This is a genomic window from uncultured Pseudoalteromonas sp. (genome assembly GCF_963922945.1).
Lineage (GTDB): Bacteria > Pseudomonadota > Gammaproteobacteria > Enterobacterales > Alteromonadaceae > Pseudoalteromonas.
Map to the genome: position 1 here is coordinate 1 of NZ_CAWUKC010000043.1, position 18,050 is coordinate 18,050.

At 42.1% G+C, this 18,050-nt stretch carries 16 protein-coding genes; 5 read left to right on the forward strand and 11 right to left on the reverse strand.

The annotated features are described in order from the left end of the window. Positions 1 to 110: 110 nt before the first annotated feature. From AABI99_RS10575 to AABI99_RS10595, 5 genes are all read right to left on the reverse strand, one after another. A complete protein-coding gene (locus AABI99_RS10575) occupies positions 111 to 296 on the reverse strand; it encodes a hypothetical protein (protein WP_338365710.1) in 186 nt (61 codons plus the stop codon). A gap of 728 nt (positions 297 to 1,024) precedes the next feature. Then, positions 1,025 to 3,916, reverse strand: a complete 2,892-nt coding sequence (gene gcvP, locus AABI99_RS10580) for an aminomethyl-transferring glycine dehydrogenase (RefSeq protein ID WP_338365711.1) — start codon at positions 3,914 to 3,916, stop codon at positions 1,025 to 1,027. 153 nt (positions 3,917 to 4,069) lie between these two features. Next, positions 4,070 to 4,459, reverse strand: a complete 390-nt coding sequence (gene gcvH / locus AABI99_RS10585) for a glycine cleavage system protein GcvH (protein ID WP_338365712.1) — start codon at positions 4,457 to 4,459, stop codon at positions 4,070 to 4,072. A gap of 72 nt (positions 4,460 to 4,531) precedes the next feature. After that, positions 4,532 to 5,614 (reverse strand): glycine cleavage system aminomethyltransferase GcvT, encoded by a 1,083-nt coding sequence (gene gcvT / locus AABI99_RS10590; RefSeq protein ID WP_055014143.1) that lies wholly within the window; start codon positions 5,612 to 5,614, stop codon positions 4,532 to 4,534. Between the two features lie 95 nt (positions 5,615 to 5,709). Then, positions 5,710 to 6,309 (reverse strand): hypothetical protein, encoded by a 600-nt coding sequence (locus AABI99_RS10595; RefSeq protein ID WP_338365713.1) that lies wholly within the window; start codon positions 6,307 to 6,309, stop codon positions 5,710 to 5,712. A gap of 126 nt (positions 6,310 to 6,435) precedes the next feature. On the opposite strand from AABI99_RS10595, the gene AABI99_RS10600 reads away from it, so the two are divergent. Continuing rightward, positions 6,436 to 7,284 (forward strand): LysR family transcriptional regulator, encoded by an 849-nt coding sequence (locus AABI99_RS10600; RefSeq protein WP_055014145.1) that lies wholly within the window; start codon positions 6,436 to 6,438, stop codon positions 7,282 to 7,284. A gap of 105 nt (positions 7,285 to 7,389) precedes the next feature. Here the strand turns inward: AABI99_RS10600 and rlmB are convergent, their stop codons facing one another. The 5 genes from rlmB to AABI99_RS10625 all read right to left on the reverse strand — a co-directional run bounded on the left by rlmB (position 7,390) and on the right by AABI99_RS10625 (position 12,632). Further along, a complete protein-coding gene (rlmB, locus tag AABI99_RS10605) occupies positions 7,390 to 8,133 on the reverse strand; it encodes a 23S rRNA (guanosine(2251)-2'-O)-methyltransferase RlmB (RefSeq protein ID WP_338365715.1) in 744 nt (247 codons plus the stop codon). Further along, on the reverse strand, positions 8,130 to 10,604 hold the full coding sequence (gene rnr, locus AABI99_RS10610; protein ID WP_338365716.1) for a ribonuclease R: 2,475 nt from the start codon (positions 10,602 to 10,604) through the stop codon (positions 8,130 to 8,132). Before rnr ends, rlmB begins: the two co-directional genes overlap by 4 nt. 146 nt (positions 10,605 to 10,750) lie before the next feature. Further along, positions 10,751 to 11,365: a response regulator transcription factor gene (locus AABI99_RS10615; protein ID WP_338365717.1), complete on the reverse strand. Its 615-nt coding sequence runs from the start codon at positions 11,363 to 11,365 to the stop codon at positions 10,751 to 10,753. Between the two features lie 2 nt (positions 11,366 to 11,367). Then, entirely contained in the window at positions 11,368 to 12,465 is a 1,098-nt protein-coding gene (locus tag AABI99_RS10620; protein ID WP_338365718.1) for a sensor histidine kinase, read from the reverse strand. Beyond that, a complete protein-coding gene (locus tag AABI99_RS10625) occupies positions 12,462 to 12,632 on the reverse strand; it encodes a hypothetical protein (RefSeq protein WP_338365719.1) in 171 nt (56 codons plus the stop codon). Before AABI99_RS10625 ends, AABI99_RS10620 begins: the two co-directional genes overlap by 4 nt. A gap of 155 nt (positions 12,633 to 12,787) precedes the next feature. Here AABI99_RS10625 and AABI99_RS10630 point away from each other — a divergent pair, with 155 nt between their 5' ends. The 4 genes from AABI99_RS10630 to queG all read left to right on the forward strand — a co-directional run bounded on the left by AABI99_RS10630 (position 12,788) and on the right by queG (position 16,863). Continuing rightward, a complete protein-coding gene (locus tag AABI99_RS10630) occupies positions 12,788 to 13,654 on the forward strand; it encodes a DMT family transporter (protein ID WP_338365720.1) in 867 nt (288 codons plus the stop codon). After that, positions 13,651 to 14,352, forward strand: coding sequence for a glycerophosphodiester phosphodiesterase family protein (locus AABI99_RS10635; RefSeq protein WP_338365722.1), 702 nt, complete (start codon positions 13,651 to 13,653; stop codon positions 14,350 to 14,352). The genes AABI99_RS10630 and AABI99_RS10635 overlap by 4 nt, the downstream gene beginning before the upstream one ends. A gap of 46 nt (positions 14,353 to 14,398) precedes the next feature. Next, positions 14,399 to 15,616 (forward strand): methyl-accepting chemotaxis protein, encoded by a 1,218-nt coding sequence (locus AABI99_RS10640; protein WP_338365723.1) that lies wholly within the window; start codon positions 14,399 to 14,401, stop codon positions 15,614 to 15,616. Between the two features lie 113 nt (positions 15,617 to 15,729). After that, positions 15,730 to 16,863 (forward strand): tRNA epoxyqueuosine(34) reductase QueG, encoded by a 1,134-nt coding sequence (gene queG / locus AABI99_RS10645; protein ID WP_338365724.1) that lies wholly within the window; start codon positions 15,730 to 15,732, stop codon positions 16,861 to 16,863. 32 nt (positions 16,864 to 16,895) lie between these two features. Here the strand turns inward: queG and AABI99_RS10650 are convergent, their stop codons facing one another. Continuing rightward, entirely contained in the window at positions 16,896 to 18,023 is a 1,128-nt protein-coding gene (locus AABI99_RS10650) for a response regulator (protein WP_338365725.1), read from the reverse strand. Positions 18,024 to 18,050: the final 27 nt, after the last annotated feature.

An 18,050-nucleotide genomic window follows, 5' to 3' on the forward strand; every position in this document is an offset into this window, starting at 1 on the left:
GACCCCTTAGTTTTCTCTAATGTCCGAAGTCAAGATTTGACCCCTTAGTTTTCTATAGTTTTCTCTAATGTCCGAAGTCAAGATTTGACCCCTTAGTTTTCTAAATTGAGTTAAATAATAAAAACACTTGGTTTTTTGAATAAAAAGATCAAGAAAACGCAGCTGCCTGCTTGACCGGAACTTTCTAATGGGTGACCCCCTTTGGATTTCACTATTAATACGCAGGTTGCAATTAGCAATATCGGAAAATATTTACTCATACCTAAAATATATTTATTTTCCTTTTTATTTTTCATTAAAAATCCTTTACCTATAAATTACACAAATTCTAAGTGGAGAAACATATTAGAAACGCTTCAAACTCCATCTCCAGCTTATTTAATATCGCACTTGCAACAGTCACGCGACTAAAACACCGCATAAGTTCTTAGGGAGTCATGGAAAATACAGAGGTTCGCTCTGCGTCTCAAAAAGACCAAACACCAATCTCACGGTTAACACCCTCCCCCGTCATCACGCCCTGAAAATAAGTAATTGATGAGTAATGCATTTCATGGATGAAATGAAAGCCATGCTTGCACATGGATGTGCTTTCATGGCGTTTACGTTCAAATCAATTGTGGTTTGAAGGATTAAGCGTGATGCTCGGGTGCGCTGAGAGTGTCCAGAGAGGGGTCAGCGGCAGCCCCTCTTTGGCTGCCGTCGCCAGCGCGACAAAACCTTGAATAAGGTTTCTAATCATTAGAAAGTACCAAACGTATTCGCGTTATCTGTAATAGTAACCTAAAGTACCTATTTAAATACTTATTCAGGCTGTCGCCCGCGCGCCATCAAGCTTAACGCCAACAGCAATCAAACACCCTTTGGGCTGCGCCCAACACGCCAGCAAGCTGTGCGTCTACAATGTTTAAACACACACAAAAAAGCCGTTGCATTGCTGCAACGGCTTTTATAATTTTTGATAAATTTTCAAACTATAATGGGATTTACTCCCCATTATAGCTCAAAAAATTAATCGCGGTTCTTAGTCGCGATATGTCTCTACCGCTGGGCATGAACATACTAAGTTACGGTCGCCGTATACGTCATCTATGCGTGTAACGGTTGGCCAAAACTTGTCTTTAGCAACCGAAGGCACTGGGAATGCAGCGTAAAAACGGTCGTACGCGCGGTCCCATTCGTTACCTAACACGTCAGCTTGTGTGTGCGGTGCAAACACAAGCGGGTTGTTTTCGATTGACCATTCGCCAGAGATTACTTTGTCGATTTCGCCTTTGATTGACACCATTGCTTCGATAAAGCGGTCTATCTCGCCTTTTGACTCAGACTCAGTTGGTTCAATCATTAACGTGCCCGCTACTGGGAACGACATAGTGGGTGAATGGAAGCCGTAATCTTGCAAGCGCTTAGCGACGTCCATTTCAGTAATGCCTGATTGCTCTTTAAGTGGGCGTAGGTCAACAATACATTCGTGCGCAACGCGGTTGTTACGGCCACGGTATAAAATTGGGAAGTGCTGGCTTAACTCATGCGTTAAGTAGTTAGCGTTCACAATCGCCATTTCGGTGGCTTGTTTTAAGCCCTCTGAGCCCATCATGGTTATGTAAGCCCATGAAATAGGTAAAATAGCGGCTGAGCCGTAAGGCGCTGCTGATACTGCACCGTTGTTAATGTTTGTACCCGGTACGTTAATTACGCTGTGGTTTGGCATAAATGGCGCAAGGTGCGATTTAACACCAATTGGGCCTACACCTGGGCCGCCGCCACCGTGTGGTATACAAAACGTTTTGTGCAAGTTTAAGTGCGATACATCTGAGCCAATAAAGCCTGGGCTTGTTACGCCTACTTGCGCGTTCATGTTTGCGCCATCCATGTAAACTTGGCCGCCGTGCTCGTGCACAATGTCACAAATTTCGCGAATGGTTTCTTCGTAAACGCCGTGTGTAGATGGGTATGTGATCATAATACACGATAAGTTTTCAGACACTTCCTCAGCTTTCGCTTTAAGATCTGCCATGTCTACGTTACCGTTTTTATCGCAATCAACCACAACAATTTTCATGCTGGCCATTTGCGCAGATGCAGGGTTAGTACCGTGTGCTGAGCTTGGAATTAAACATACGTTACGGTGCGCATCGCCGCGTGACTCGTGGTATTTACGAATAGCAATTAAGCCTGCGTATTCACCCTGTGCGCCCGAGTTTGGCTGCAGTGAAACCGCATCGTAACCGGTAATGTTAACTAGCCAGTCGTGCAGCTCGTTAATCATTATTTGGTAACCCTCTGCTTGGTCTAGCGGGCAGAATGGGTGAAGGTTTGCAAATTCAGGCCATGTGATTGGGATCATCTCAGCGGTCGCGTTTAGTTTCATGGTACATGAACCTAGCGAGATCATTGAGTGGTTAAGCGCTAAATCTTTGTTTTCTAGTCGCTTAATGTAGCGAAGCATGTCTGTTTCGCTGTGGTAGCTGTTAAAGTTTGGATGCGTTAGTATTTCGTCATCACGTACTAAACTAGCTGGAATAGAGTCGCTACCGTTTGCTTCAATATCGGCAGCAATAGCGTCTACACTCAGGCCGTGGCCTTCACCTAGTACAATATCAAATAGCTCAGCTACATCGGCGCGTGTGGTGGTTTCTGAAATCGAAATAGAGTACTCGCCGTTGTGGTTTGTAGCAAAGTTAACGCCTTTTGCAAGAGCACGTGCTATTACGTCATCTTTGCTGTCGCTTACAACTGTTAGCGTATCAAACCAAGTGCTGTGCTTAAGTGCGACACCTTTAGCTTTTAAGCCAGCTGCTAAAATATCAGCAAAGCGATGGATACGCTGCGCGATAGTTTTTAAGCCTTGTGGGCCGTGGTACACCGCATAAAACGCCGCCATGTTGGCAAGTAGTACCTGCGCTGTACAAATGTTTGAGTTGGCTTTGTCGCGGCGAATGTGTTGTTCGCGCGTTTGCATGGCCATACGCAGTGCGTCGTTACCTAAACGGTCTTTAGATACACCAATAATACGTCCTGGTAATGAACGTTTGTAAGCATCACGCGTTGCAAAAAATGCAGCGTGTGGTCCGCCGTAACCCATAGGTACACCAAAACGCTGAGCCGAACCAAGTACTACGTCAGCACCTAACTTCCCCGGTGCTTTTAATAGTAATAAGCTCATAATGTCGGCAGCAACACAGGCAATGGCCTTTTTGCTTTGTACGCCAGCAATTAGGTCGGTTATATCGACTACTTCACCTGATGTAGTTGGGTATTGGAAAAGTGCGCCAAAAATGTCGTGGTTAACGGCATCTTCTGCTTTACCTACAATGATTTCAAAACCAAACTGCTCAGCACGGGTGCTGACTACGTCGATTGTTTGTGTGTGTACGTCGTCGGCAATAAAAAAGGCATTAGCTTTTTTAGCTTTAGATACGCGTTTTGCAAGGCCCATTGCCTCGGCAGCAGCGGTTGATTCGTCAAGTAGCGAGGCACTTGCTAAATCTAGGCCTGTTAAATCTAGGGTCATAGTTTGAAAGTTTAATAACGACTCTAAACGCCCTTGCGCAATTTCTGGCTGGTACGGCGTGTACGCAGTATACCAACCTGGGTTCTCTAGTACGTTACGTAAAATTACGTGCGGTACGTGCGTTGGGTGGTAGCCTTGGCCAATGTACGATTTGAAAACTTTATTTTTGCTTGCTACCGATTTTAAGTAGCTTAGTGTTTCAACTTCAGTACGGCTTTCGCCAACTGTTAATGGCTGCGCTAAGCGAATGCTTGCAGGTACAGTTTGGTCGATCAGCTCTTGCACACTTGATACTTCTAAAGCACTTAGCATATCGCTTACTTGTGCTGGGCTTGGCCCAATGTGGCGGCGAATAAAATCTTGCTTTTGCTCTAACTGTTCAAGAGATTTGGCGTTTGACATGCGTCTAGATTCCTATGATCCTAAATACTAACGGGTAATTAGTATTGATTAAAATATGTGATGATTTAATAACGTACTGTGTATGGGAAGCAGGCCGTTAAATCATAAAAGCCCCAAAAACAGTGAATGGGGCTTTTGCATCTACTTAGAGTATTACTCTTCGTCGATTGTGTTAGCGTAGTCTTCTGCGCTAAGTAGGTTTTCAAGCTCTGACTCGTCAGTTGCTTTAATGCGGAATAACCAGCCGTCACCGTATGGGTCGTTGTTAACCGTTTCTGGTGCGTCTTCTAGCTCTTCGTTAATCGCTACAATTTCGCCGCCAACTGGTGCGTAAATGTCTGATGCAGCTTTAACCGACTCTGCTACTGCACAGTCTTCGCCTGCATCTACTTCGTCGCCTACTTCTGGTAGTTCTACAAATACCATGTCGCCAAGCAGCTCTTGCGCATGCTCAGAAATACCCACAGTAAATGTACCGTCACCTTCGTTGCGAACCCACTCGTGAGAAGAGGCGTATTTTAAATCGCTAGGGATATTGCTCATTATTTTGTTCCTTTGGTTTATATTGGGAGGATACCAATCACAATAATTATTGTGATTGGTATAACCAAATTTTTAAATGATTGATTTGCCGTTACGTACAAAGCTAGGCTTTACTACTTTAACGTTAACTAATTTTTTGCGCATTTCTACTTGGGCTGTATCCCCTGTTGAACGCGGTACACGTGCAAGGGCTACACTAAAACCAAGCGTTGGTGAGAAAGTACCTGAGGTAATCACCCCTTCTCCACCTTCAACAATTACTTTTGAGCCGCTACGCAATACACCTTTTTCTTCAAGCACTAGGCCAACAAGTTTGTCGGTGCTTTTTTCGGCGCGTTGCTTAACAAGTACGTCACGACCAATAAAGTCACGATCTTCTGGTTCCCATGCAATGGTCCATGCCATGTTAGCTGCAAGTGGCGATACGCTCTCGTCCATATCTAGGCCGTAAAGGTTCATACCTGCTTCTAAACGTAGCGTGTCGCGTGCACCTAAACCAGCAGGCTTAACCCCTGCATCTAGCAGTTGCTGCCATAAATCAGCTGCTTGCTCGTTCGGTACTACAATTTCGTAACCGTCTTCGCCAGTATAACCCGTTGTGGCAATAAATAAATCACCCACTTGCACACCAAAAAATGGCTTCATACCTTCAACAGCGGCTTGTTGCTCGGCATTTAAAAGTGTGGCTGTTTTTGCTTTTGCGTTAGGGCCTTGCACAGCAATCATTGCAAACTCTGGGCGCTCAGTAACGGTTACTGTAAAGTCGGCAGATACTTTAGCTAAATGTGCTAAATCTTTTTCGCGGGTGGCAGAATTTACCACTAGGCGGTAAAACGTTTCGCTAAAGTAGTAAATAATTAAGTCGTCGATTACGCCGCCTTGCTCGTTAAGCATGCCAGTGTAAAGTGCTTTACCAGGCACTGTTAATTTTGCTACATCATTTGCTACTAACTTACGTAAAAATGCTTTTGCTTGTTCGCCTTCAACATCCACAATCGTCATGTGTGATACGTCAAACATACCAGCATCAGTACGCACGGCATTGTGTTCTTCTATTTGTGAGCCGTAGTTGATTGGCATTTCCCAGCCATGAAAATCAACCATTTTTGCGCCTGCTTCAAGGTGCTTAGCATGTAGTACAGTTTTAGAAGTCATAACATTCCTTCACTTTTAAATTAACCCTGTGCGGGCGTGGCTTAAATAGATTAAAAACGGGTAAACGTTATTACATTCACCCGTTGTATTATTTATTAGGCAGCTTCGTTTTGCATAAGTGCAAAACCTTGTGCTTGTAAGTGCTGTTGCCATTTTTGTAATTCTTGTTGCTTGGCTACTAACACAAAATACTGTTCTTCGTTTTTGTCTATTGCAGTTATGAATACTTCGCCGCTTTGTGCGCCATAGCATAGTTGCGGGTTTGATAAACGCAGTCCTGGCGTTAATTTAAACGCGCTAATTAAGGTATCAAAGGCATTTTCTCCACACAGCGCAAGGGTGGCAAGGTCGCTACGTAGTACATAATCAATATCAAAACGAAGTTGTTGCTCGTTTATAAGTGCTTGTAACTGCAAGCTTGCGCTATACGGTAATACAAATCTAAATGCGGTTTCGCTAAAGTAATAAACAGCAAAGCTGTAGTCAGAATTTAAATCGCCATCAAGTGTGCCTTTTAGGCCTAAGCCGGTGGCTGTTAGCTTTGTAAGATCTAACCCTAAAATAGTGCTTAAAAATACACTGGCTTCACTGCCACTAAAATCCATTACAATCAGGTTGTTATTAGCTTGCACGGCATTAGTAACTGCACTTGCAGCATTGCTGTGGCGGGCAAACATTATTGGGTTAAAAGTCATAACAAACACCTGTGTATTTTTGATACCAAAAGTATATTGCGCCACTGTGACAACAACAAATTGTAATTATTAATCAATTGATAAATAATACTTATATATATGGCTATATAAATTGTAATTTTAAATATGAAAAACATATCAACCGACAGTTTGCGTACCTTTGTAATGGTTGTTGAGGTAGGTGGATTTGCAAAAGCCGGCGATCTACTGGGCTTGTCGCAGCCGGCGGTAAGCTTGCAAATAAAACGCCTTGAAGATTTACTCGGTTATAAATTATTTAAAAAACAAGGCCAGCGCCAGGTGCTTAATCAGTACGGTGAGCTACTTTTGCCTATGGCAAAACAAATGATGCAGTATAACGATGCTATTTTGCAGCAATTCACCTCAGAGAGCATAACCGGTAAGGTGCGCTTGGGTATTCCTAGCGAATTTGCTGCGCGTATTTTGCCCTCTATCATTGGGGATTTTGTTTCGCTTTATCCAGAGGTATCGTTAGAAGTTAAATCGCGTTTGAGTAAGCATTTGCTGTCGGCCTCAAGGCAAGATCAATTTGATCTTGTTTTAGCGCTTAACGAGCGCCTTAATTCAGACAAGTTTCCTATTTTTATGCAAGATGAGCTAGTTTGGGTGGGCGATTTAGCGCAGGCTAAAAATGAGGTTGTTACCTTAGTAACTGCGCCCGAGGGCTGTATTTATAGGCGCCGTGCTACCGATGCACTTAAAAGCGCAGGTATTAAGTATCGTATTGTATACAGTAATGCCGACTTAACTGGGTTAATAGCCGCCATAAAAGAGGGATTAGGAATTACTGTGCTGGCTAAAAGTACGGTACCAAGCGATCTTAATTTTCAGGCACAAAGTAAACATTTACCGGCTCTTGGTAGCATAGGCATTAGCTTAATAAAAAGCGGGGGTGAGTCGGAGCACGCCGTAGACAAACTCGCTGAGTTTATAGCCTTACGTTTAGGCTATTAATTTACGTTTAATAGCCTAAACGTAAAAACGCCGAGATTAAATAAACCTCGGTGTTTTACTCATTTTGCGTTAGGTTTTTACCAATACGTAATAAAATACAGTGACTTAGTTATTTGCGTTACGTTGGCGTAATACTTCAAATAAACAAATACCCGTTGCTACCGATACATTTAAGCTAGACACAGTACCTGCCATTGGAATTTTAACTAACACATCGCAATGCTCACGCGTTAAACGGCGCATGCCCTCACCTTCTGCGCCCATTACAATAGCCATTGGTCCGGTTAGGCTTGCATCAAATACATGGGTGTCTGTTTCGCCAGCAGTGCCTACAACCCATACGCCAGCATCTTTTATTTCACGCAAGGTACGTGCAAGGTTTGTTACCTGCACAAGCGGTACGGTTTCGGCTGCGCCACAGGCTACTTTACGTGCGGTACCGTTAAGCTTGGCCGACTTATCTTTAGGTACAATAATGGCGTGTACGCCTGCAGCATCGGCACTACGCAGGCAAGCTCCTAAATTGTGCGGATCAGTGATCCCATCTAACACCAATAAAAACGGGGTATCTTCGCGAGCGATGATCTCATCTAAATCTTTTTCGTTATAAACTCGCGCGGCTTTTACATTAGCAATAATACCTTGGTGTTGCTCACCATTTGCTTTGTTATCAAGCGCTTTTCGCTGCATAAATTGTACAGAAATACCAAATTTACGTGCTTCATTAATAATCGGGGTTAAGCGTTTGTCGTCACGGCCTTTTAGGGCATAAATTTCTAAAAAACGCTCTGGCTCTTTTGCTAAAATTGCTTCAACAGAGTGAAAGCCAAAAATTAATTCATTACTCACGTATTGTTTGCTCCTGAGCTATTACGTTTACGGGCATTTTTACCTGGTCTTTTAGGCTTTTTTGCCGCCTTTTTTTTCGATTTTTTCTTGGGAGTCTCTACAGCTTTTTTACCTGCAGGTTTACCTTTTCCCTTACGCGCTGGCTTTTTACCACCCTTTGATTTTTCATCACTTGATGGAGATTTACTAGGGATTTTGCCCGCTTTAAGCTGCGATCTTACACTTGCTGGTGCATGGCTTGATTTACCGCGCCCTGCTCCCTTAGCTTTACCACGGCGGCGTGCGTATCTATCTTGAACTACATCACCACTGAGGGTTAAATTTATACGGCGCTCATCTAAGCTTACCGAAGCAACTTGTACCGTTACTTTGTCACCAAGGCGGTAAACTGTACGGGTATGCTCGCCAATTAGGGTGTGTTTTGCACCATCATGATGAAAGTATTCATCACCTAAATTAGTAACATGAACTAGCCCATCGATTTGTAAGTCATCTAGGCGTATAAATAAACCAAAGTTAGTAACCGATGAAATAACCCCATTAAACTCATCACCCACGTGGTCTTGCATAAACTCACATTTAAGCCAGTCGGCAACCTCACGCGTTGCGTCGTCTGCGCGGCGCTCGGTAGTTGAACACTGCTCGCCTAGTTGGTCTACTTCGTCGTCGGTGTAGGCATACGCGCCCGATGTTTGCTGACCTTGTGCTTTTATTACCGCTTTAATTGCACGGTGTACCACTAAATCAGGGTAACGGCGAATGGGTGAGGTAAAGTGTGCATACGCAGGCAGCGCCAAGCCAAAGTGGCCTATGTTATCTGGCTGATAAACCGCTTGCTTCATGGAGCGAAGTAGCATGGTTTGGATAAGCTCAGCTTCTGGGCGGTCGCCTAAACGGGCTAACACTTGGGTAATTTCTTTTGGTGTTGGTTCGTCACTTAATGTGTTTTCAATTCCAAGTTCACTTAAAAACTGAGTAAAGTTACCTAATTTTTCTTGATCTGGCTCATCGTGCACACGGTAAAGCGCGCTGGCTTCGTGCTTTTCTAATAATTTAGCCGCCGATACGTTGGCTAAAATCATGCATTCTTCAATTAATTTGTGCGCATCGTTACGAACAACTGGCACAATGGATTCTATTTTTCGGTGTGCGTTAAATACAAAACGCGTTTCGAGTGTTTCAAACTCAATAGCACCACGGATTTGGCGCGCCGATTTAAGCGCCATATACATTTGCTGTAAGTCAGTTAAATGTGGCACAACGGGGGCGTATTCTTCGCGTAGTTTTTCATCGCCTTGTAAGATGGCATTTACTTTGGTGTAGGTTAAACGCGCGTGCGAGTTCATCACCGCCTCGTAAAACTTATAACCCGAAAGCTTGCCAGCCTCTGATACCGTCATTTCGGCAACCATACAAAGCCGGTCTACTTTGGGGTTAAGCGAACACAAACCGTTCGACAACACTTTTGGCAGCATTGGGATTACTTGCTCAGGAAAATACACTGAGTTACCGCGAGCAATCGCTTCTTTATTTAGCGGCGTGTTCATACCTACATAATGCGATACATCGGCGATAGCTACCCATAAACGCCAGCCGCCAGATTTTTTACGCTCACAATACACGGCATCATCAAAGTCGCGAGCGTCTTCTCCATCTATGGTAACCAGTGGCAGGTTGCGTAAATCTACACGGCCTTGTTTGTCGGCTTCTTCGACAAATTCACCTAAATGAGCAACTTGCTCTTCCACTTCTTCTGGCCATACGTGTGGAATATCGTGGTTACGCAGTGCCACCTCTATTTCCATACCTGGCGCTAAATGCTCACCTAAAACATCAACTACTTTACCTACCGCGTTCATGTTGCGGCTTGGGTTTTGCGTAATTTGCACTTGCACCATTTGGTTATGGCGCGCGCCGTTTTCACTGCCTGGTAGAATAATAATATCTTGGGTAATACGTGGGTCTTCTGCGACAACCACTGCAATACCATGCTCAACAAAGTAGCGCCCTACAATAGGGGCACGCTCGTTGGTGAGTACTTTAATTATGCGGGCATCACATTTTGAGCCTGAACCACGTTTTGTGCCTTTAGCAAGTACAATGTCGCCATGTAGCACTAGGTTCATTTGATGCTTGGCTATGAACCAATCTTTGCTCTCGCCTTCAACTTCTAAAAAGCCAAAACCGTCTCTGTGGCCAATTACTTTGCCTTTGGTTAAACCGGCTTCGTCAATTAGGGCGTAACATTTAAACTTATTAAAATACAATTGACCATCGCGCTCCATGGCACGAAGACGGCGCTTAAATGCAATTTGGCGTTCAGTATCGTTAACAGCTAATTCATCACAAAGTTGCGTAAAATTAGCTGGTTTTGAACGCTCTTGAAGGTGAGTAAGTATAAACTCACGACTAGGGACTGGGTTTTCGTACTTTTCTTGTTCTCGGCTGAGATTTGGATCTTGGTTTGACATTCACTATCTTGTTAATTGGTTATGTAGGTATTTTAACCCATATACATAAAATGAGACAGGTAAAAGCGTATGAAACTTTTAATAAACCGTATTAATTGTTAAAACATACGCTTAATGACCTTACTCATCGCTTAATATAAATGCGATTATAGCCAACCTTTTTGCTTTGCTATACGCGCTGCATCTACACGGTTGGTGGCATTGAGTTTTGCGATAGCATCAGATAAATAATTACGAGTTGTGCCTTCGCTTATAAACAGCTGTTTGGCTATGTCGCTTGTTTTTAAGCCATCGCTTGCAAGCTTAAGTGCTTTGCGCTCTTTATCAGTGAGCGGGTCGGCATCATCAAGCGCGTTAATGGCAAGTTCTGGGTCTATCACCTTTTGCCCTTGCATTACTTTTTTAAGTGCATTGATTAGCTCATCACTTGGCGCTTCTTTTAAAATAAAGCCTTTAACGCCTAAAGCAAGCGAACGCCTAATATAACCCGCTCGCGAAAAGGTGGTCATAATAACCATTTTAATGGACGGGAACGCGGCCGCTACTTGCTCACTTAGCTCTATACCGCTCATGTGTGGCATTTCAATATCGGTTAAAATTATGTCTGGTAATGCCTCATCGGCCAGTGCTTTTATTGCATTGAGGGCATCTTGGCCGTTACTGGCTTGGCCTATCACTTCGATATTAAAATCAAGGCTTAACAATGCCCCTACTGCGTCGCGCACGAGTGCTTGATCTTCCACTAAATATACTTTGATCATTGTTAATCCTTAGCTGAAATTGGCAGCATTACATTTAAAGTAAACGTATCGCCACAGGTAAACGTGGCATGGCCATTAAGTTGCTCTGCGCGCTCTTTAATCCCATTTAAACCGTTACCTGCGTTTAATGTGCTACAAGGTGCGTTATCAATCACACTTATTTGCAGCTGATGCTGTGTTTGCTCTATGCGTATCTCACAGTTTTTATTACTGCTATGGCGTAATAAATTAGTGACCGCTTCTTTAATTATAAGCCCTGCTATTCCTTCTACTTTGGGAGGTAAAGTATCTAATACAACATTAAAGTTAACGTTAAAGTCTTGTTCTATTAGCCTTTGTTTTAGTTGTGCTATTTGACTTATTAAATTGAGTTGCTTTAAATCGCTCACGGCGTTTCTTACATCGCTAAGTAACTGCCTTGCCAGATCTGCCACTTGTGCTATTTCGTTATTGGCTTGCTCGTATCGCTCCCCTTGGTTTAGTTTATTAGCAAGTTCGGCTTTTAATGCAATAGATGAAAGTGAGTGGCCTAAAATGTCATGCAGGTCGCGGGCTATTCGCTCACGCTCTGCAATAGCGGCTAACTGCTCTAATTGGTTAGCGCTTTCTTGCTCGCGCATTTTATGCAAGCGCTCTTTTTGGGTTGCAATTCCAAAGGCCAACAGCGCCCCTGAAATTAATAAAGTGCCTGCTAAAAAGTATTTTATGTTTTCTATATCAGCTAAATAAGCACTTAGCATAACCGTAAATATGAGGCTAAAAACGGCGTATAACCTGCTTTTTTTAGCGTATGACTCACCCGCTATAAACGCGATAAAACCATATAAAGTAGAGGTGCCTGTGGTATAAAATGTGGCGCTAAAACATACCAAAAGCATAACAATAAACAATGTTGTTATGTGCTTTGTTTCACAATGCATGGCTTTTACGTAAAGCAAAATAAATACAATATATAAGGCCACGCTCATTACAATGGTATTGACTGGTAAGTTAGATAAGTTAAAAAGCGTGGGAAGTAAATAAAACCCAGTAAAAATTAGGGGCGCATATTCCCAAAACTTTTTATTACTAGGCTTTGAAAGCGTATTTGTTGTACTCATGCCAATGCCCCTAGTTCATTATTTTTGTTTATAACACTATTTTTATTAATAAATATAAATAACACAAAAATGTTAATGAGTATAAAGTAATCATTTATTGAAACACTAACGCTAAGTGATTCTAAAAACTCGCTAATAGCGAGACTTATTAAAATTAACGTATTCATAGCCACCTCCCTTTAAGATAAGTTAACTATGCCAGCACTTAAAATTAATCAGAGTGTGAAATGTCATCAGCTTTACTGACATTTGTCATGTTTTAAAAATTTCACCCTGAGAGTTCACACCCAGTGGTAAGATGATTAAAAAGGAGATGCCAATAATGCAGTCACAACAACAAAGCCTGATTTACTTACATATTGCCGTATTACTTTTTGGGGGCACTGCCCTTTTTGCCAAACTAATAGGGTTAAATGCGATTGATATTACGGTGTACCGCACCGCTATTGCTGGGTTGGCACTGTTAGCTTTGCTGCACTTCCAAAAAAAACAAATTAAGTTAAATAAACCAAAAGATTACCTTATTGCATTATTTTTAGGTGTGACGGTTGGCATGCATTGGGTCACTTACTTTGCCGGAATGCAAATGGCTGGTGTAACAGTGGGCATGTTGGCCTTTTTTAGTTATCCAGTGATAACGGTGTTTTTAGAGCCACTGTTTTATAAAAGTAGACCACAATTAAAAGATATAATAAGCGCTGCAGTGGTTGTATTAGGCATATACTTACTCGTACCCAGCGCTCATTTAGGCGACGATGTAACGTTAGGAGTAATTCTTGGCGTAGTATCGGCTTTGTTTTTTTCAATTAGAAATATCACTCATAAGCGCTTTTTTAGTCAGTACGGCGGCCCACAGACCATGTTTTACCAAACCTTAGTCGCCAGTGTTATGCTTTGCGCTTTTATTGAAGTGCCGGTGTATGAGGTGACTAACCACGACCTTATTTTAATTGCTGTGGCGGGTATTATTTTTACCGCTACACCGCACTCGCTATTTGCAGCGAGTTTAAAACACTTATCGGCCGCTACTGCGGGGTTAATTTCGTGCTTGCAGCCGCTTTATGGCACGTTGCTGGCTATTGTTATTATTCATGAAAGACCAACATTACTTACATTTATTGGCGGTGCACTCATAGTCAGTGCTGCTTTTTTTGAAACATGGTCCATCAATCAAAAGGCTAAAAAATGAAAATATTTGCGCATCGAGGGGCAAGTGGCCATTACCCAGAAAACACTAAAAGCGCTATTTTAGAAGCGTTAAATGTGGGAGTAGATGGTATTGAAGTTGATATTCAAAGTGCGCTTGATGATTATATGCTCATACACGACTCGTGGTTAGATAGAACCACTAGCGGGCACGGGAAAGTAAGCGACTTTACGGCGCAGCAACTAAGCCAGCTGGATGCCGGTAACGGCGAGCAAATTCCCACTTTACAGCAATTACTCGATTGGAATAACAATAAAACATTACTCAATATAGAGCTAAAACATACCTTTGAGCTTGAAAAGTTTGTCAGCATTTTAAATAGTAATATTGCTAAAGGCATTATTACTAAAGGTAATATTTTAGTGTCGTCGTTTGATCACCATCAAATACATTGGCTAAAAAATAGGTTACCGTGGTTACAGATTGGCGCATTAACCTCATCAATTCCATTAGATTATGCACAGTTTGCACAAAAGCTTAATGCGTTTAGTGTTCATGTAGACAAAAGCTTTGTAAATAAAGCCTTTGTAGATGATGCCAGAGCGCGGGGTTTGCACGTTTACGCCTACACCGTAGATAGGCCAGAAGACATAGATTTTATGCTTAAAATTGGGGTGCATGGTATTTTTACAAACTATCCTGCTCGTTCTAAAAAATATTTAGCAAACATTATTACTTAAGTTAACGGTAACTTAGCCGATAATCTCTAAATTAGGTAAGCGAGCAATGAGTGGCGTAATGCAAATTTATAATTATATTGAACAAACATTTTTTTATACGCTTACGCGTAAAATTGTTGGTAACTTAAGCTTTGTATTTTTGTTTCAGGCTATTACGTTATTTTGGTTGTATCAAAGTTTAAGTGAACAGCACAGCATGAGCGCTTTTTGGATACTAACTTTAGTTATTGTAGCGGTTTTTGCCTTTACTATTTTTTATATGCGCTACTTAATAGTAAGACCTGTAAAAGCGATGTGCGACACTTTAGTAAATATTAACCAACAAGAAGCAAATTTAGCCGCTAACTTACCGCAGTTTTCCTTTGATGAATTTAAAGAGTTAAGTACGCAATATAATTTATTTACTAACCATCTAAGCGACTTACTAAGTACAACTCACGCCAGCGCTAAAGCCAGTGAGCAAAGTAATGTTGATGTAAATACCGCGATGCAAAAGACACAGCAATTAAGTGAGCAGCAAACTCAATTAAGCCACTCTATAATTAACGCAAGTAACCAAATAGTGCATAGCTTAGAGGGCATTGTTAGTAATACTGACAACGTGCACAGCGTAAACAGTGAGCATTTAGACTTTGTAAAACTTTCTTCGCAAGAGCTTGCAAGCCTTGTGGAGAAGGTATCGCTAATAGGTACTTTACTGCAAACATTTTCAAAAACAGTGTCTGGCCTCAAAGAAAACAGCGAAAACATTCGCAGCATTTTAAAAATGGTTGAGGAGTTTTCAGATCAAACTAATCTATTAGCGCTCAATGCGGCTATAGAGGCTGCGCGTGCTGGTGAAGCTGGCAGAGGCTTTGCTGTTGTTGCTGATGAAGTGCGTACATTATCAGTAAAAGTAAGTGGCGCAACCCGACAAATAAGCGACTTTATTAACCAAATGAACGAGCTAGTAAGCGAAACTAACCAAGAAAGCGAGCAATTAATTATCCACTCTAGTACCGCACAAAGCGCTATTAGCAATACCTCACAAGGGTTTAACGCTATGCTAGGTGAGTTTGAACAAAACCAACAGCAGTTGCAACAAATAGCCGATGCGGTCCACACTCTCGAGCAAGTCCAACAGCAAACGCATCAATCGGTAGCGCAAATAGTTAGCTTGGGCGAAGAGGCTAAAAACTCGATTGACCATGCACTGAGTAATAGCCAACAATCACACGCCCTTAGCCAGCAAACACAGCAGCAGTTAAAGCGCTTTGTGCAATAGCGATTACAAAACAATGCTGAGCTGTGAATTTCCTACTATTTTAAAGGCAACATTCAACAGTGCTTTATAAATATGGTAAATTACGCAGCTAATTATTTAAGTGTGTAATGTGCGTGAGTAACTCAACCCCAAACTACCAACAACTAGCCAAAAATATTAAAGCCTGGGGCCAAGAACTCGGCTTTAGTGAGGTGGGTATTACCGATATTGATCTATCTAAACACGAAGCACAATTACAGCGCTGGTTAGATGCAGGCTACCATGGCTCTATGGATTATATGGCAGCCCACGGCATGAAACGCGCACGCCCTGCTGAACTAGTCCCTGGCACCCAGCGGGTTATTTCGGTAAAAATGAACTACCTGCCCCCTGATGCTAGTTTTGCCAAAACACTAAAAAACACTGAAAAAGCCTACATTAGCCGCTACGCATTAGGGCGTGACTATCACAAATTAATGCGTAACCGGCTAAAAAAGCTAGGTCAAAAAATAGAACAAGAAATTGGTGATTACGGTTTTAGGCCGTTTGTTGACTCTGCCCCCGTACTTGAGCGCCAACTGGCCGAAAAAGCGGGGCTAGGCTGGCGTGGTAAACACTCCTTATTAATAAATAAAGAAGCCGGCTCATGGTTTTTTTTAGGAGAGCTTTTTGTTGATTTACCACTGCCTATTGATAGCGAAAACACGTTAGAAGGCTGCGGAAAATGCGTTGCTTGCATTACGCTTTGCCCAACAGGGGCAATTGTAGAGCCGTATGTGGTAGATGCGCGTAAGTGCATTTCGTACTTAACCATAGAGCACCAAGGGCCTATACCTGAACAATACCGTGCATTATTGGGTAATCGAATATATGGCTGTGATGACTGCCAATTGGTTTGCCCATGGAACCGTTATGGTCAAATTACCGATGAGCAAGACTTTCACCCGCGAACACAACTTAAAGATAAAGACTTAGTTGAGCTATTTGCGTGGGATGAAGCTACATTTTTAAAAAGCACCGAAGGCAGCCCCATTCGGCGTATTGGTCATGAACGCTGGCTGCGTAACTTAGCGGTGGGTTTAGGTAATGCCGATTTTAGCCCTAGCATTATTAATGCTTTAAAAAGCAGACATGAGTCTAGTTCAAAGCTAGTAAAAGAGCATATAGAGTGGGCGCTTGAGCAGCAAAACAATAAACAAAGAGAACAACTGCGTAAAACACAGCGCCTAATAAGAATAGTCGAAAAAGGCTTACCTCGTGATGCATAAATCACTCATGTAAGCCTTAAAGTAGGAAGGTTTTACTTTTTCAGTAGCAAAGATAAATCTTGTTCAATTTCGGCAAAGGCAGCTTTAACTTTTTTAACCGACTCCTCTCTGGCAACTGAATTCTGAATTGTTTCATCCACTTTTTTGTAGATGAAAATTTCTTGATCTTCATCTAGTCCCATTGTGGGTATGCGTATTTCAAGCTCTTCTTGTAATTGCTTAAATACTTTTTCGTTGCTTTCTCGGTTTTCGTTTAGCAGCTCAATTAAACCATGAAACTTGCTATGCACTGTGCTGGCTACATCATTGAGCTTTTGCTGCTGTGACTCTAGCATTTGCTTAGTCATAATTGCACGCAGTTGCTGCTCGGTTACGCTAACAATAAAGCAAACATGGTCACGAATACGCCCATGTTTATCTGGGTCGTGATCTGGCATATTCAAAATCAGCAGACTTATCATCTCGTAGTTAACTAATATACGGTGAGAGAATTCATGCAAACGGCCTTTGTTTTTAAGCATATCAAATAGCTCAACCACAATGGGTGAACACACCCCGCTTAAAGCAAAATGCTCAATCGTATCGCCATGCCTAAATTCAACGTTACTTTGCAGGTCAAACGTTTGCAAGCATTCAATTAAGGCTTTACCTAAATCTTGTGGGTTATTAATAAAGCCAATGTTTTCAATGTAGTTAACTATTTGACCCATTTCACTACTATTGGCCATAGCGTTAAATGCGGTAGACGTTGCATCTTCTACTTGTTTTTCTAGGCTTTGCTTTTCTATTAAAACCTGGTTTAAGTTTTTAAGTTTTGATTTGAGCTCATCATGTCCAAACGGTTTTACAATGTAGTCCTCAGCACCGACTGAGTAACCTTCCATCCGCTCTTCGACCGTCCCCCTTGCAGATACAAACATAACAATTATGTGCGCTGTATTTGGATTTGCCTTTAATGCTTTACACACTTCGTAGCCATTCATTTGTGGCATACTCACATCAAGTAAAATAACTTGAGGCATGTAGCCCTCAACCATGGCTAAACACTCAGGGCCGCTTGTGGCAACTTGTAATTCGAAATCAAGATCTTCTAAAATTTCTTCAATAATTTCAAGGTTGAAAGGTTCATCATCTACAGCAAGAATTTTAGTTAAGGCCATATTTTCATCATCCAATTAAATATCATT